Here is a 14693-nt window from a genome sequence, read left to right as displayed (position 1 = left end):
ATGAACCTGCATCAGTTCGCCGAAACCCACGAAGTCACCAATCAGCCGCCGTCGCTGGACGGCACCAACCTGTACCGCATCGACCTGCCGTTACAGGAGTGGTCGCGGCGTTTTGGCGCCGGTTGGGCCGAGGCGCGGATCGATGCCTATGGCGCACTCGCGGGTGGGCCGCTGATGGAAGCGGGGTTTCTCGCCAACCAGAACAAACCGGTATTTGCCAGCCATGATCGCTACGGTCATCGCATCGATCTGGTCGAGTTTCACCCGGCCTACCACGAGCTGATGCGCACGGCGATTGAACATGGCCTGACCTCGCTGCCGTGGGCGCACCCGCAGGACGGCGCACATGTCGCCCGCGCGTCGATGACCTATCTGCACAGCCAGGCCGAGGCCGGCAGTGGTTGCCCGTTGACCATGACTTTCGCCAGCGTGCCGGCCCTGCGCTTGCAGCCGGACCTGGCCGAACAGTGGCTGTCGAAAGTCCTCGCCACCGACTACGATCCGCGCAACGTCGGCATGGCGCACAAGGCCGGCGTGACCATCGGCATGGCGATGACCGAGAAGCAGGGCGGCACCGACGTTCGCGCCAACACCACCAAAGCCTATCCGGTCGGCGCCAGCGGCCCGGGTCAGGCCTATGAACTGGTCGGGCACAAGTGGTTTTGTTCGGCGCCAATGTGCGACGCCTTCCTGACATTGGCGCAAACCGACAAGGGTTTGAGTTGCTTCCTGCTGCCGCGCCATCGCCCGGACGACACGCGCAATCAGTTCTACATCCAGCGTCTGAAAAACAAACTCGGCAACCAGTCCAACGCCTCCAGCGAAGTGGAATTTCGTGGGGCGCTGGCGTGGATGATCGGCGAAGAAGGGCGCGGCGTGCCGACCATTATCGAAATGGTAGCGATGACCCGTTTCGATTGCATGGTCGGCTCCAGCTCGCTGATGCGCCAGGCACTGACCCAGGCCAGCCATCACTGCGCGCACCGCAAGGTCGGCGGCAAATTGCTCAGCGAGCAGCCGCTGATGCAAAACGTGCTGGCCGATCTGGCCCTGGAAAGCGAGGCCGCGCTGGCGCTGAGTCTGCGCATGGGCAAGGCGCTCGATCATCTGGATGATCGCCACGAAGCGCAGTTCGCGCGGCTGGTGACGGCAGTGGGCAAATACTGGATCTGCAAGCGTGCGCCGGGGATGATCAACGAGGCCGCCGAATGCATGGGCGGCGCCGGTTATGTCGAAGACAGCATCCTGCCGCGTCTGTACCGGGAAGCGCCGGTGAATTCGACGTGGGAAGGCTCGGGGAATGTGCAATGTCTGGATGTGCTGCGCGCATTGTCGAAGGAGCCGGGTGTGTTGGATGTGCTGTTCAGCGAACTGGGCGATGGCCATGGCGACAAGCGTCTGGCCGCGCACATTCAGCAGTTGCAGGCGCAGTTCAAGGACACCAGTGACATTCAGTATCGGGCGCGGCAGTTGACCGAAGACATTGCCCTTGGATTGCAGGCCAAACTGTTGCTGGAGGCTGGGAATTCCGTGGTCAGCGATGCCTTCATTGCCAGCCGTCTGAGCGGTGGCGGTCGCGTCTACGGCGCGTTGCCGCGTGGGCTGGACGTTGAAGCGATCGTCGCACGCTCGACTCCACAAGGCTTCTGACCCCATCTCCCAAACACCCCCTAAACCTGTGGGAGCGAGCTTGCTCGCGAAAGCGGTACATCAGTCGACATAAATGTTGAATGACAAACCGTATTCGCGAGCAAGCTCGCTCCCACATGGGATCTTCATTGATTTAAAGATTTCGGTACACCCACAACGCCACTGTTCCCGTGCGTCCACGATGCAGGCAAGATGAAGCTCTGCAAGTCAGAACACAGGAAGCTGATCGTGACCGAAGCGTTTATTGTCGTTCAAACCGCCGAACAAGCCGTGGATCGTCTGGCCGAGCTGCATGAGCGGGCCACCACTGCGCTGAATTCTGCCCTCAAGCGTTACCTCAAGGACCGCGTCGAGCCCGACGCCGAACAGCGTGCCCTGTTTCGTTATCCCGAACTGCGTCTGACCTACCACTGCCAGGGCGAAGTGCCGCAGACCACCCGCGCTTACGCCAAGGTACAGTTGCCGGGCACTTACAGCGTCACCGTCACCCACCCGGCGGCGTTTCGCAAATACCTGCTTGAACAACTGACGCCGTTGATGCACGACTTCACCGTGACCGTCGAAGTCGGCGTCAGCCAGCAGAACATTCCGTATCCGTACGTGGTCGAGCAGGGCGATGAACTGGCCGGTTCCGGCGTCACTGCGGCGGTGCTGGCGCGGGTGTTCCCGAGTACCGATCTGTCCGCCGCTACCGATGGCATTGCCGACGGCCTCTACGACTGGGAAAACACCGATCCGCTGCCACTGGCACTGTTCGACGCGGCGCGCGTGGACTTCTCGCTGCGCCGGCTGGTGCATTACACCGGCAGTGACTGGCGCCATGTGCAGCCGTGGATTCTGCTGACCAACTATCACCGCTACGTCGACCAATTCATCGTTCATGGTCTGGAGCAGTTGCGCCGCGACCCGCGTTTCGTGCGCATGGTCCTGCCCGGCAACGTGATCATCGAGAAGAGCATGGACCACGGTGAAGCCTCGGCGATTGCCGCCGGTGTGGTCTGGCACCGTTACCAGATGCCGGCCTATCACCTGATCGCCAGCGATGGCCACGGCGTGACGCTGGTGAATATCGGTGTCGGCCCGTCCAACGCCAAGAACATTACCGATCACTTGGCCGTGCTGCGCCCGCATTGCTGGCTGATGATCGGCCACTGCGGCGGCCTGCGTCAGTCGCAGACCATCGGCGATTACGTGCTGGCCCACGCCTACATGCGTCGCGACGGCATTCTTGATCGTGTGGTGCCGCCGAATATTCCGATCCCGGCACTGGCCGAAGTGCAGCTTGCGCTTCAACAGGCAGCGGCGAATGTCACCGGCGAGAAAGGCGACGACCTGAAGAAACGACTGCGCACCGGCACGGTTCTGACCTACGACGACCGCAACTGGGAACTGCGCTGGGCGCAAGAACGGCCGCTGATCAACCTGTCCCGCGCGGTTGCGGTGGACATGGAAAGCGGCACGATCGCAGCGCAGGGTTATCGCCTGCGGGTGCCGTACGGCACGTTGCTCTGTGTTTCGGACAAGCCGCTGCACAGCGAAATCAAACTGCCGGGCTCGGCCAACGCCTTCTATGAGCGCGCGGTCAGCCAGCATTTGAAAATCGGCATCGAAGCGGTGGATCTGCTGCGTACCGAACTCAACTCGCTGCACTCGCGCAAACTGCGCAGCTTCGACGAGCCGCCGTTCCGTTAACGGTTAGTCGTGGTCATTTGGCGGTCAGGGCACTAGCATTGTCAGCCCTGATCGCTAAATGTTCTGTCTCTTATGTCCCGTCCCCCGCGTCCACCTTCCCGCCGTCCCGGCGTGAAGCCTCAGTCTTCTGCCCCGCGTCGTGTTGCCAAGGCACCACCGGCCGAGCCGAAACTGATCCTGTTCAACAAACCCTTCGATGTGCTGACGCAATTCAGCGACGGTGAAGGGCGGGCGACACTCAAGGATTACATCGATGTGCCGGGAATTTATCCGGCCGGACGTCTGGATCGCGACAGCGAGGGTTTGTTGCTGCTGACCAACGACGGCCAGTTGCAGGCGCGCATCGCCGATCCGAAACACAAACTGGCGAAGACTTATTGGGTGCAGGTGGAGGGCGAGCCGACGGCCGAGCAGTTGCAGCGCCTGCGCGATGGTGTCGAGCTGAATGACGGCATGACCCTGCCCGCCGAAGCGCGGCAACTGGCTGAGCCGCAATTGTGGCCGCGCAATCCGCCGGTACGCTTTCGCGCGACCATACCGACTTCATGGCTGGAACTGGTGATTCGCGAAGGGCGCAACCGTCAGGTGCGGCGCATGACGGCGGCGGTCGGATTGCCGACGTTGCGGCTGGTGCGGGTCAGGATTGGCGACTGGACGATTGAAGGGCTGGATCAGGGCCAGTGGCGGGAAGTGCCGGCGCGCTTATAAGGCGCCGGATTCGATCAGGCCGATCACCACACTCTTGATGATGAACGCGGCCACGCCCAGGCCCAGCACGAAAAACAGAATGAACGAGCCGAACCGCCCGGCCTTGGACTTCTTCGCCAGATCCCAGACGATGAAACCCATGAAAATGATCAGGATGCTGACCAGACCGGTCATCATCCACTCTTCGAACAGTGCTGGATCCATTGGCGATCTCCGGCGCGGACAGGGCTGAAAGGGCGGCGGCGAGTATACGCCATGGTCGGTGGGGTGGCATTGATCTGGGGCTGATCCGCAATTGTTGCCCTCACCCTAACCCTCTCCCGGAGGGAGAGGGGACCGATCGGGGGATGCTGATGAGCTATGTCGACCTGTTCCAGCTGTTGCGAATCCGTAATCGACTCGGGCTTTCAGGTCGATGTATAACGCCTGACCCTGCGGTCGGCTCCCTCTCCCTCCGGGAGAGGGCTGGGGTGAGGGGCTTTTGCTCAGCTACGCAAATGAGTCAGCGGCAGTTCGGTGCTGTTGAGCACCTGATTCAGCACAAAACTCGACCGCACGCTGGTGACCCCTTCAATCCGGGTCAGGTGTCCCAGCAGTAATTTCTGATAGTGATCCATATCCGGCACCACCACTTTCAACTGGTAGTCGGCATCCACTCCGGTCACCAGGCTGCACTCCAGCACTTGCGGCAATGTGCGGATCGCCGCTTCGAAATTCTCGAAGCGTTCCGGCGTGTGCCGGTCCATGCCGATCAGCACATACGCGGTCAGGCTCAAGCCGAGCATCTTGCGATCGAGCAATGCAACCTGGCGCGAGATATAGCCATCGTCTTCCAGCTGCTTGACCCGGCGCGAGCAAGGCGAGGGCGACAGACCGATGCGTTCGGCCAGTTCCTGGTTGGAGATACGGGCGTCGCGCTGCAATTCCGCCAAAATACTCAGGTCATACCGGTCGAGTTTGCTCATCAATCTGTCCTTGGTCGTAACTATTGCGGCGGATTATCTATCCAGGGTTAAAAATTGCGCAAGCGCTGTTTAATTGAGCAATTTTCGCAATCCTCTGTCGCAGCCTCAGGCTTATTCTTAACACCAGAATCACTGCTCGGTAACACAGTCCACGCGGCCCGCCCAATCAGGCCCGCCGCGGCCGCCACCCCCACCGGGGATGTGCCGGCCCCCGAGCTGCACACTGTCCAGAAGACGGCGTGAGGTGAGCCGACGTCAAAAGCGTCGAGCCAGGACGAAGTTCTCAGAAGGGAGGCCGACGGGTCTCCCTTTTTTCTTGCCTGCGATTTCATCTTGGCGCCTCAATAAATAAGTCGCGCGACTGATAACCTGTTGCAGAACCCGGTGGGGCTGTTTCGAGTCTCAGCAACAAGCCCTGCCAACGACAGGCTCCCGCAGTGAGGAAAAGCATGAATTCGCGCATCTGGCGTCTGGCCGGTGTTGGTTTGCTGTGTGTGGGTGTCAGTGCGCAAGCGCTGGCCGATGAGCCGCAGAATCGTGGGCCGGGCAACGGGCCGCAGAAGGACGGGATCATCCGTGGCGACAACAGCCGTCAGTTCGAGCACAACGGCCAGCCGCATAACAATGACGGTCAATGGCAGAACCGCAACCGTGTCGATGATCGTCCAGAACCGCCTCGCCAGCCGGGCAACAACCTGCCGATCCAGTCGCGACCCGACGCCGTGCGCCAGACCCAGGAACCGCGTCAGGGTTACTACCGCGACGAGCGCCCGCAGAACGGTTACCACAATCAGCAATGGCAGACGCAGCCGCGTCCCGATGACAACCGCTGGCCGGGACGGCCGAACGGTCATGGCAATGGCTGGGGTCCTGGCCCGCAGTATCGTCCAGGCCATGTGATCGACCGTTTCCCGGATCGTGATTACCGCGTGCCGTATCGCGGTCAGGATTACTTCTATTCCGGTGGCTATTGGTATCGCCCGCAAGGCCCACGCTACATCGTCGTGCAGCCACCGCGCGGGATCCGCATCCAGTATTTGCCGGATTACGCCCGTGAAGTGTGGATCGGCGGCTCGCTGCTGTTCCTCGCCGCCGGCTCGTATTACGCCTATCAGGAGGCGACGCAGGATTACGTGGTGGTCGAGCCGCCGCTGCAGCAACCGCCGCAGCCGCCAGCTCAGGGCTATGACGTCGAAGCCTATCCGGCCAACGGCCAGTCGCCGCAGCAAGTGCAGCAGGACGGTTACCAGTGCTCTCAGTACGCGGTGCAGCAAAGCGGTTTCGACCCGCGCACCGCGACCTATCAACCGGCACCCGAAGTGGTTCAGGCTTATCGCCAGGCGCAGGGCAATTGCCTGAGCAGTCGCGGTTATCAGGTCAATTACTGAGTGCGGGCGGCGAGCACTACTTCCTGTGGGTCAGCGTGCACCAGCACTTCGGCCTTCGGATAGGCCTTGTGAATCGCCGCCGCCGCTTGGTCGCTGATGCCATGGGCGACTGACAGGGTCAGTTCGCCCGGCAGTTCCAGGTGCAATTGCACAAACCAGTGGTTGCCCGAGATCCGCGTGCGCAGGTCGTGCGCGCCGAGCACACCCGGCACGCTGCACGCCAGTTCGAGCATGTGCTGGCTGACATCGGTCGGCAGTTCCTCGTCCATCAACACCGAAAAACTTTCCCGGGCGATCTGGATCGCACTCCAGAAAATGTACACGGCGATTCCCAGCCCGAACCACGCGTCCAGTTGTGCAAAACCCATCCCGGCCAACACCAGCGCGATCAGGATGCTGCCGTTGAGCAGCAGGTCCGAACGGTAATGCAGGGAGTCGGCACGCACGGCGTTGGAGCCGGTCTGCCTGATTACCCGGTGCTGCAACATCAGCAGCGCGGCCGTCAGCAGCAGGGAAAACACGATCACACCGATGCTCAGCCACGGTGCGCCAAGCGGTTCCGGCGTCTGCAAGCGTTGGTAGGCCTGAAACGCGATCAGCACCGCGCTGCCACCGATGAACAACGCCTGGGCCATGCCCGCCAGCGATTCGGCTTTGCCGTGGCCATAACGGTGATCGTCATCCGCCGGGCGCAAGGCGTAATGCACCGCCAGCAGATTGAGCATCGAGGTGACGCCATCCAGCGCCGAGTCAGTGAGGCCGGCGAGCATGCTCACCGATCCGCTGAGCCACCAGGCAATCGCTTTGGCGATGATCAGCGTGCACGCGACCGCCACCGAGGCGCGGGTCGCCAGCCGCAGCAGGCGGGCGTGTTCGGGGCTGGAGGTCATTGAACGTCCTTATTCAAGCGGCCGGTTGCAGGCCGAACATCGCCAGTTGCTGGGTGCTGCCCTTGTGCTGGATCAGGCGTGGATCGTCGAGGGGAAAGTCTCTTCCCAGCTCGCTCTCAAGAATCGCCTGCAACTTGTGATTGTCGACCTGTCCATCCGGGCCGATGGCTTGCTTGAGCTTGGCCGGATCGATCTGCGCGGTGTGGCCTGGTTCGAAATAGATCGCCCCGGTGGCGAAGTCGACGGCAAACGCGATCAGCCCGGGAATGATGTAGAACAGCAGGCCGACGGCATCGAGCACGGCAATCGCCGGGTCGATCTTGCCGTCGATCTGGCCACGCCGGTCCGGGTAGAAAATCGAACCGCACGCCGACAGTTGCGTGAGCAGAGTGGCAACCAGAACACCGCCGATCAGGCGAGAGGGTAAGCGCATGGAAATGTCTCCTGAGTCATCAAATAACGAAGCTTCGTCTTGTGAAGTTAAGACCCTGACGAACGTCAGACAGTTCGTCGTTATACTCGCGGCGGGCAGGGCGTACCCACAGTAAATTGCGGCCTCGTCTCACCCCTACTGAAATACGTTGAGGATTGAAGTTGTTTTCTCCAGATCGACACCGCGTGAAGGCTGATGAATTCTACCGGGGTTCGGCCCTCCGGGCTAAAGCTGTGAACGCGCCATGCTGCGTTGCGGGACTTGGCAAGGAAACGACCCTTGCCCGCGTCCGGCGCCTTGCCTGGCACGCTCACAGCTTTAACGCGACTCGCAATTTACTGTGGGCACGCCCTGGGGAGCCAGCATGATTTCTTTGCCGATCGACGATGTTTTACCCGCCCTGCGTGAAGCCCTCGCGTCACGCCACGAAGCCGTGCTCGAAGCACCGCCCGGCGCCGGTAAAACCACCCGCGTGCCTTTGGCCTTGCTCAATGAAGCCTGGCTGGCCGGGCAGACCATTGTCATGCTCGAACCTCGGCGTCTGGCTGCGCGGGCGGCGGCGGAGCGTTTGGCCAGCGAGCTCGGCGAGCAGGTCGGTGAAACCGTCGGCTATCGCATCCGCCTCGACAGCAAGGTTGGCCCGAAGACGCGTATCGAAGTGGTCACCGAAGGCATTCTCACCCGGCGCTTGCAGGACGACCCGGCGCTGGAGGGTGTGGGCTTACTGATCTTCGACGAATTTCATGAACGCAGTCTCGACGCCGATCTGGCGCTGGCCCTCAGTCTGAACGGTCGCGAGCTGTTTCGCGCTGAACAGCCGCTGAAGATTCTGCTGATGTCGGCCACCCTCGAAGGCGAGCGTCTGGCCGGGTTGCTCGATGACGCGCCGATTCTGCGCAGCGAAGGGCGCATGTACCCGGTGACGATGCGCTGGGGCCGGCCGTTCCAACCAGGCGAATACATCGATCAGCGCGTTACCCAAACCGTGCTCGAAGCGCTCCACGACGAGACCGGCAGCCTGCTGGTGTTCCTGCCGGGACAAGCGGAAATCCGTCGCGTGCACCAGCAATTAGCCGACGCCATCGGCGAGCGCAAAGACGTTCTGCTGTGCCCGTTGCACGGCGAACTCGACCTCAATGCGCAACGTGCAGCGATCGATCCGGCGCCGCCCGGTCAGCGCAAAGTGGTGCTGGCAACCAACATCGCCGAGACCAGCCTGACCATCAACGGCGTGCGCGTGGTCATCGATGCCGGGCTGGCGCGGGTGCCGCGTTTCGATCCGGGCAGCGGCATGACCCGCCTCGACACCCAACGCATCTCCAAGGCCAGCGCCACCCAGCGTGCCGGCCGCGCCGGGCGATTGGAGCCGGGCGTGTGTTATCGCTTGTGGTCACAGGATCAGCACGAACAACTGGCGGCTTATGGCAGCGCGGAAATTCTCTCGGCGGATCTGGCCAGCCTCGCTTTGCAGCTGGGGCGCTGGGGCGTGACCCCGGGCGAACTGGTCTGGCTCGACATACCGCCAGCCGCCGCGTATGCCCAAGCGCAGGATTTGCTGCAACGGCTCGGCGCCGTGCACGGCGACACGCTGACGGCCCACGGCCAGGCCATGGCCGAACTGCCGGCGCATCCGCGCATCGCGCATTTGCTGTTGCGCGGTCAGGCGCTGGGGCTGGCGGCAATGGCCTGCGATGTGGCGGCGCTGCTCGGCGAGCGCGATATCCTGCGCGGCGCTGGTGCGGATCTGCACAGCCGATTGGTTCTGCTTTCCGGCGAAGAACGTGCCGGTCGTGGCGCGCAGGGCGGGGTGCAACGCGCCCGGCAATTGGCCCGGCAGTATCGCGGTTACCTGCGCGGCAAGCCGAGCGAACCGGTAAACGATCCCGAGCATCCGCGCTGGCTCGGCGCGCTGCTGGCGCTGGCCTACCCGGATCGCGTCGCCCAGCAACGGCGTGCCGGTGGGGCCGAATACCGTTTGGCCAACGGCCGCGCGGCGCTGTTCGCTGAGGCCGATAGCCTGATGAAGCACGAGTGGATCGTCATCGCCGACCTCGGCAGCCGTCAGGGTCAGCGCGAAGAACGCATCTATCTGGCGGCGGATTTCGATCCGGCGCTGTTCGATTCGGTGCTCGCCGAGCAAGTGCGCAGCGTCGATCAACTCGATTGGGATGAACGCGAAGGCGTGCTGCGTGCCGAGCGCCAGCGTAAGGTCGGCGAGCTGATTCTCAGCCGCGAACCGTTGACCGGTCTGGATGAAAACGCGCGCAGTCAGGCGCTGGTCAATCTGGTGCGGCGCAAGGGTCTGGAGTTGTTGCCGTGGACCCCGGAACTGCGCCAGTGGCAGGCGCGGGTGGCGCTGTTGCGTCAGCTCGATCTGAGCACCCAAGACGACAGCCAATGGCCGGATGTCAGCGATGCGGCATTGTTGAATACCCTGGAAGACTGGCTGATGCCGTATCTGGGCAAGGTCTCGCGGCTCAGCCATTTCGCCAACCTCGACCTGTCGAGCATCGTGCGTAATCTGCTGCCGTGGCCGCTGCCACAGAAACTCGACGAACTGGCGCCGCATCATTTGAGCGTGCCGTCGGGTTCATCGATTCGTCTGGATTACAGCGAACATCCACCGATTCTCGCGGTGCGTTTGCAGGAGCTGTTTGGTCTGGCCGATACGCCACGGATCGCCGGCGGCCGGCAAGTGGTCAAGCTGCACCTGCTGTCTCCAGCGCGGCGGCCGGTGCAGGTCACGCAGGACCTGGCCAACTTCTGGCGCAGCACCTATGCCGAGGTGAAGAAGGATCTCAAGGGGCGCTATCCGAAGCACTATTGGCCGGACGATCCCTTGGTCGCCGAAGCCACGGCGCGGGCGAAACCACGCGGCACCTGACCCGCAATGGCTGCGCGCCATTAGCCCATCCGTGCTAATTGCCCTTGGTTGTTCAGGCTCGCAAAATCGCCGCCTGAACAATAACCAGCCTTGTTGCCTGGCAACTTGCGCCCAAGGAACGGAACTGCCCATGACCTCTTTCTTCAAGCTGAAGAAGTTGATCTTCTTGTCGGCTGCGCTATTGGCCGCCTCCAATCCGGCCATGGCCGAAGAGCCCAATCCGATTGGCGACTGGTGGATTATCTACGGCAACGGCGTGCCCCAGAAAAACATCATGTACGTCGCCGATGCGACGTCGGTAGTGCCTTCGCAGAAAACCAAAGGCGCGACCATGGTCGCGGTGACTCTGGTTTATGAAGAACCGGGCAAACCGATGATCGACGTCTACAACCTCGAAGCCCAGTGCGCTACAGGCAAGGTACGTTTTATCAATGGCCAGTCCATCGAGCGCCTCGCCTACACCATGCGTCATCTGAAAGTTGCCAACCAATGGCAGACGCCGAAAGAGTTCTGGGTCCAGCAAGCATTGAAGTTTGCCTGTGCGCCGGGCAGTCGCGCGAAAAACGACATGGCCGCCGTGGGCAAGATGGAATACCTGCAGATGATCGAGATGCTGCAGCAGATGTTCTTCAAGCTCGCGCCGATTCAGCAAAAGAGCCAGATGATGGACAACATCGACAGCCTGCTCGAACTGAAGAAATAAGCCGGGGCATCCAATGACTTACACACGTTTATGGCTGGCAACCCTGCTGGCAGGATTGCTCTTGAGCGGCTGTTCCACCATCGCGCAGAGCCGCTGGGAAGGTCGCGATCTCCAGGAAGCACTGGACCTGTTCGGCACGCCCGACGCGATGGCAAAGGAAACCGGCCCGAACGGCGAACCCTTGGCCGTACTGACCTGGCACAAGTCCGCGAGCTGGACCTCCACCGAAGCGGCCGGCACTTCGATGACCCATACCGGCAATGGCATGGTGTACACCGAGCACTACCAACAGGTCGGCCACAGTTCTACCTGCAAGTTGCAGGCGAAGATCAATCAGCAGAAGAAGATCGCCCAGTTCCTGATCGAAGACGGGCGAATACTGCACGGCAAGTGCGCCAATGTCCGCTATGTTCCGGGCTACGTTCCGCCCGGTTTATAAGGGCCAAACGCTTATGGCGCAGCGGGTAGCAAGAATCGCGCAATCACCGGCAAGTGGTCGGAGATGCGCAAGGTATCGTCCTGCCGCACCTGTGCTTGCAGGCGTTTGAGCTTCGGGCTGTAGAACAGATAATCCACCGTGCGATCCGGGCCGTTGAGGCCGGGGTCGTTGGGGTAATGGGTCAGCCATTTGGCCCGATCGATACCGCCGGCCTCGTTGTTGGTCGGGATCATCGGGTACTTGTCCCACAGCAGATGCAGTTCGCTGTCGGCAGAGTAGGGCGTGCGGCGCTCGACCGGCAGGCGTCGATACTGGCCCAGCGGCAGCAGATTGAAATCGCCACCGATCAGCCACGGCAGGCCTTGGCTTTCATATTTGTCGAGGATTTTGGCCACGGCAGCCACTTGCGCCTGCACGTTGCCGTCCGCGTGGCTGGCGCGCTGCAAGTGGGTGTTGAACACGGTCAGTTGTCCGCCATCGCTGAGCGGCAGTTTGACTGCGAGCAAAGCGTCTTTGGGCTGGAACTGGCGGCTGATGAAGTTGCTCGGGGCGACGGGCAGTTGCAGGCGTTCGGCGTGTTCGATGCGATAGCGACTCAACGTGGCCAACTGGCGGCCGACGCTGCCGTAGATGTGGGGCTCGGGGACGAAATCGGCTTTCCAGTCGAAGGCGCTGGTGCTGCACGGGTACAGATCGGCGACACGTTCCTGCAACAGTTTGAGCTGGTTCTGGTAATCGCTGGCCTTGGCGCCGTCGTCGAGCTCCTGCAACAGCACCACATCGGGTTGTTCGTCACGGATCACCCGCGCTACTTCGTCGAGGCTGAAGGCCATGTCTTCGGCGGTCGGCGCTTCATCGTCGCCTTCGGCCAGATCATTCCAGAACACGTAGCGCTTGCCGGCGAGGAACTGCACGTTCCAGGTCATGACTTTCAGCGCTTGCCCGGGCACCAGTGTCGGCGCGGTAGTGCCGCAACTGACCGGCAGGGTTTCGCGGGCATCGGGGCGCCAGGTCAGGCTGAACAGCAGCACACCGAACAGGACGGCGGCGAGGATGACGAGGAGCAGGGTGTAGCGCAGCAGACGGGTCATGGCTCGGCTTATAGCGTTACAGAAAGTGGCCCCGAGCATACCTGACGGCAGCGACGAAGCCCAAGCACGGCGCGGTCAGACTGCGCCGTTACGTTTGTCAGGCAATTCGCTGATCAGCATGAACAGGCGGAACAGCACCACGCTGGTGAACAGTTGCAGGAAGCTGTGGGCGCTGTCGATCAGCCCGGCAATCAGCGGATTCTGCGGTTCGGGGTACACCGCCAGCGTCGCGCCCTTGAGCAGCCACAACGGTGTCATCACGCAGAGAATGCACAGCAGGATGCGCCAGAAGTGCCCACGGGTCAGGCGCAGACTTTCCTTCATCGCCTGCAACGGTCCGAGGCCGCGCAGCACCAGCAGGTATTCGGCGAAGGCAAGCATGACCATCAGCATCAGACCCGGCAGGAAGTACAGCGACAGACCGAGCAGGATCAGCAAGGTATTGAGCGCGGTCAGCACCGCGAAGCGCGGCCACAGGGTTGCGGCCATCGCCAGCAGGTCACGGTTGCGCGGCGACTCGCCACGGCTGCGCGCATCGAGAAACAGGATCAGCGCGGCGGTGTACAGCGGATACACCAGCAGGCCGACGATGATGCTGACGCCGGCGAAGGTGTCCGGCCCGGTGGCGTGATCGACCGCCTGCTGCAAGAAGGCTTCGACAATCACCAGCGGCAGGCACAACTGCACGATGCTGCCCAGATGGCGTTTGAAAAAATACAAAGAGTCGCGCAGTACTTCGAGGGCATTCATCAGTCGGTATCGCAGGTCGAAAACAGTGGCTCACTTTAACCGATGCAACGCGGGGCGACACAAACGTAAACATTCGGTAAAGGCCATTGAAACGTTTTGTCACTGTCTCCATTACAGGAGAGCACCGCGCCCAGAGTGGGCACGGGCACGTTATTACCGGCAATCTACGAGGTCGCCATGAACAGCGAAGAGCAAACCCTGATCGATGGACTGTTTTCCCGGCTGCAACAGGCCGAAACGGAGGCAGCCCCGCGCGACGCCCAGGCCGAGGCGCGGATCAAGGAACACCTGACGCGCCAGCCGGCGGCAGGTTATTTCATGACCCAGGCGATTCTGGTGCAAGAGGCCGCGCTGAAAAGCCTCGACGAGCAGAACAAGCAGCTGACCCAGCAGATGCAGCGTTTGCAGGCTGAACTGCAATCGGCCAAGGCGCAGAGCGGCGCACCGGCAGCGAGCGGTGGCGGTGGTTTCCTGTCGAGCATTTTTGGTGGCGGCAATTCGCGTCCGGCGCCGAGCCAGAGCGCAGCGCCCGCATCTACCGGCGGCTGGCGCGAGCCGGCGCCGCAGCAGAGCTACCAGGCACCGGCGCCACAACAGAGCTTCGGTGCCGCGCCGCCTAACTACGCGCAGCAGGCTGCTCCGGCGGCGGGCAACAGCTTCCTCGGCGGCGCGCTGAAAACCGCCGCTGGCGTGGCCGGCGGTGTGATGCTGGCGCAGGGCATCAGCAGCCTGTTCCACCACAATCAGCAACCGGAAGAAATCGTCGAGGTCATCAAGGAAGAACCGGCGCAGGTCGCCGATCAGAGCAACAACGGCTGGGGCGATGATCAGCGCGTGGCGGACAACGGCTTCTCGGGCAATGACCAGGGCGGTTTCAGCGACGCCGATTACAGCAGCGACAATTCGTCGTTCTTCGATGACGACGACTCCTTTGTCTGACATAGCCTTTGAAGGCTGGCATAGACACTGAAGGCTGGCATAGCCTCTGAAGGCTGACATAGACACTGTGGTGAGGGGATTCATCCCCGCTGGGCTGCGCAGCAGTCCTCGCTTTAATCAGGAAAAGCGGGGCTGCTCCGCAGCCCAGCGGGGATAAATCC

Annotated in this window: 14 protein-coding genes; 8 read left to right on the top strand and 6 right to left on the bottom strand. The window is 62.0% G+C overall.

Going from position 1 to position 14693, the window contains the following annotated elements; all coding sequences use genetic code 11:
- The 3 genes from QMX86_RS19175 (at position 1) to QMX86_RS19165 (ending at position 4050) form a co-directional block, all read left to right on the top strand.
- The gene (locus tag QMX86_RS19175; protein WP_282384700.1) at positions 1–1650 is read left to right on the top strand and encodes an acyl-CoA dehydrogenase family protein; all 1650 of its coding nucleotides are present in this window, start codon (positions 1–3) and stop codon (positions 1648–1650) included.
- A gap of 192 nt (positions 1651–1842) precedes the next feature.
- Positions 1843–3342 (top strand): AMP nucleosidase, encoded by a 1500-nt coding sequence (gene amn, locus QMX86_RS19170; RefSeq protein WP_016773051.1) that lies wholly within the window; start codon positions 1843–1845, stop codon positions 3340–3342.
- A gap of 72 nt (positions 3343–3414) precedes the next feature.
- The gene (locus tag QMX86_RS19165; protein ID WP_071173683.1) at positions 3415–4050 is read left to right on the top strand and encodes a pseudouridine synthase; all 636 of its coding nucleotides are present in this window, start codon (positions 3415–3417) and stop codon (positions 4048–4050) included.
- Here QMX86_RS19165 and QMX86_RS19160 read toward each other — a convergent pair.
- Positions 4045–4254 (bottom strand): DUF2788 domain-containing protein, encoded by a 210-nt coding sequence (locus QMX86_RS19160; protein ID WP_016773053.1) that lies wholly within the window; start codon positions 4252–4254, stop codon positions 4045–4047. The genes QMX86_RS19165 and QMX86_RS19160 overlap by 6 nt on opposite strands.
- Before the next feature lie 281 nt (positions 4255–4535).
- Positions 4536–5015, bottom strand: coding sequence for an Lrp/AsnC family transcriptional regulator (locus QMX86_RS19155; RefSeq protein WP_007909658.1), 480 nt, complete (start codon positions 5013–5015; stop codon positions 4536–4538).
- A 449-nt stretch (positions 5016–5464) separates the two neighbouring features.
- Here QMX86_RS19155 and QMX86_RS19150 point away from each other — a divergent pair, with 449 nt between their 5' ends.
- Positions 5465–6403: a DUF6515 family protein gene (locus tag QMX86_RS19150; RefSeq protein WP_282384703.1), complete on the top strand. Its 939-nt coding sequence runs from the start codon at positions 5465–5467 to the stop codon at positions 6401–6403.
- On the opposite strand, the gene QMX86_RS19145 is transcribed toward QMX86_RS19150, so the two are convergent.
- Together QMX86_RS19145 and QMX86_RS19140 are read right to left on the bottom strand one after the other, a co-directional pair.
- Positions 6397–7293, bottom strand: a complete 897-nt coding sequence (locus tag QMX86_RS19145) for a cation diffusion facilitator family transporter (protein ID WP_282384706.1) — start codon at positions 7291–7293, stop codon at positions 6397–6399. The genes QMX86_RS19150 and QMX86_RS19145 overlap by 7 nt on opposite strands.
- A 13-nt stretch (positions 7294–7306) precedes the next feature.
- Positions 7307–7726 (bottom strand): hypothetical protein, encoded by a 420-nt coding sequence (locus QMX86_RS19140; RefSeq protein ID WP_016773056.1) that lies wholly within the window; start codon positions 7724–7726, stop codon positions 7307–7309.
- Positions 7727–8090: 364 nt separating this feature from the next.
- On the opposite strand from QMX86_RS19140, the gene hrpB reads away from it, so the two are divergent.
- The 3 genes from hrpB to QMX86_RS19125 all read left to right on the top strand — a co-directional run bounded on the left by hrpB (position 8091) and on the right by QMX86_RS19125 (position 11752).
- Positions 8091–10610: an ATP-dependent helicase HrpB gene (hrpB, locus tag QMX86_RS19135; RefSeq protein ID WP_282384711.1), complete on the top strand. Its 2520-nt coding sequence runs from the start codon at positions 8091–8093 to the stop codon at positions 10608–10610.
- Between the two features lie 130 nt (positions 10611–10740).
- Complete coding sequence (locus QMX86_RS19130) at positions 10741–11313, top strand: hypothetical protein (protein WP_282384713.1); 573 nt, start codon at positions 10741–10743, stop codon at positions 11311–11313.
- Between the two features lie 13 nt (positions 11314–11326).
- Positions 11327–11752, top strand: a complete 426-nt coding sequence (locus QMX86_RS19125; protein WP_071173678.1) for a hypothetical protein — start codon at positions 11327–11329, stop codon at positions 11750–11752.
- 11 nt (positions 11753–11763) lie between these two features.
- On the opposite strand, the gene QMX86_RS19120 is transcribed toward QMX86_RS19125, so the two are convergent.
- Both QMX86_RS19120 and QMX86_RS19115 read right to left on the bottom strand, forming a co-directional pair.
- Positions 11764–12843, bottom strand: coding sequence for an endonuclease/exonuclease/phosphatase family protein (locus tag QMX86_RS19120; RefSeq protein WP_282384715.1), 1080 nt, complete (start codon positions 12841–12843; stop codon positions 11764–11766).
- Between the two features lie 75 nt (positions 12844–12918).
- Positions 12919–13593: a YciC family protein gene (locus tag QMX86_RS19115; protein ID WP_016773061.1), complete on the bottom strand. Its 675-nt coding sequence runs from the start codon at positions 13591–13593 to the stop codon at positions 12919–12921.
- A gap of 177 nt (positions 13594–13770) precedes the next feature.
- Between QMX86_RS19115 and QMX86_RS19110 the strand changes: the two genes are divergently transcribed.
- Positions 13771–14532, top strand: a complete 762-nt coding sequence (locus QMX86_RS19110) for a DUF2076 domain-containing protein (protein ID WP_122706008.1) — start codon at positions 13771–13773, stop codon at positions 14530–14532.
- Positions 14533–14693 lie beyond the last annotated feature (161 nt).

The sequence above is a fragment of the Pseudomonas sp. PS01270 genome (genome assembly GCF_029959775.1).
GTDB lineage: Bacteria > Pseudomonadota > Gammaproteobacteria > Pseudomonadales > Pseudomonadaceae > Aquipseudomonas > Aquipseudomonas atacamensis.
The sequence above is the reverse complement of the archived record's forward strand: the minus strand, read 5'-3'. Positions and strand labels throughout refer to the sequence as shown.

What these genes read in the sequence shown, in the direction of transcription:
- QMX86_RS19175 (WP_282384700.1), top strand. Translation starts at nt 1, where the DNA reads ATGAACCTGCATCAGTTCGCCGAAACCCACGAAGTCACCAATCAGCCG.
- amn (WP_016773051.1), top strand. Translation starts at nt 1,843, where the DNA reads ATGAAGCTCTGCAAGTCAGAACACAGGAAGCTGATCGTGACCGAAGCG.
- QMX86_RS19165 (WP_071173683.1), top strand. Translation starts at nt 3,415, where the DNA reads ATGTCCCGTCCCCCGCGTCCACCTTCCCGCCGTCCCGGCGTGAAGCCT.
- QMX86_RS19160 (WP_016773053.1), bottom strand. Translation starts at nt 4,254, where the DNA reads ATGGATCCAGCACTGTTCGAAGAGTGGATGATGACCGGTCTGGTCAGC.
- QMX86_RS19155 (WP_007909658.1), bottom strand. Translation starts at nt 5,015, where the DNA reads ATGAGCAAACTCGACCGGTATGACCTGAGTATTTTGGCGGAATTGCAG.
- QMX86_RS19150 (WP_282384703.1), top strand. Translation starts at nt 5,465, where the DNA reads ATGAATTCGCGCATCTGGCGTCTGGCCGGTGTTGGTTTGCTGTGTGTG.
- QMX86_RS19145 (WP_282384706.1), bottom strand. Translation starts at nt 7,293, where the DNA reads ATGACCTCCAGCCCCGAACACGCCCGCCTGCTGCGGCTGGCGACCCGC.
- QMX86_RS19140 (WP_016773056.1), bottom strand. Translation starts at nt 7,726, where the DNA reads ATGCGCTTACCCTCTCGCCTGATCGGCGGTGTTCTGGTTGCCACTCTG.
- hrpB (WP_282384711.1), top strand. Translation starts at nt 8,091, where the DNA reads ATGATTTCTTTGCCGATCGACGATGTTTTACCCGCCCTGCGTGAAGCC.
- QMX86_RS19130 (WP_282384713.1), top strand. Translation starts at nt 10,741, where the DNA reads ATGACCTCTTTCTTCAAGCTGAAGAAGTTGATCTTCTTGTCGGCTGCG.
- QMX86_RS19125 (WP_071173678.1), top strand. Translation starts at nt 11,327, where the DNA reads ATGACTTACACACGTTTATGGCTGGCAACCCTGCTGGCAGGATTGCTC.
- QMX86_RS19120 (WP_282384715.1), bottom strand. Translation starts at nt 12,843, where the DNA reads ATGACCCGTCTGCTGCGCTACACCCTGCTCCTCGTCATCCTCGCCGCC.
- QMX86_RS19115 (WP_016773061.1), bottom strand. Translation starts at nt 13,593, where the DNA reads ATGAATGCCCTCGAAGTACTGCGCGACTCTTTGTATTTTTTCAAACGC.
- QMX86_RS19110 (WP_122706008.1), top strand. Translation starts at nt 13,771, where the DNA reads ATGAACAGCGAAGAGCAAACCCTGATCGATGGACTGTTTTCCCGGCTG.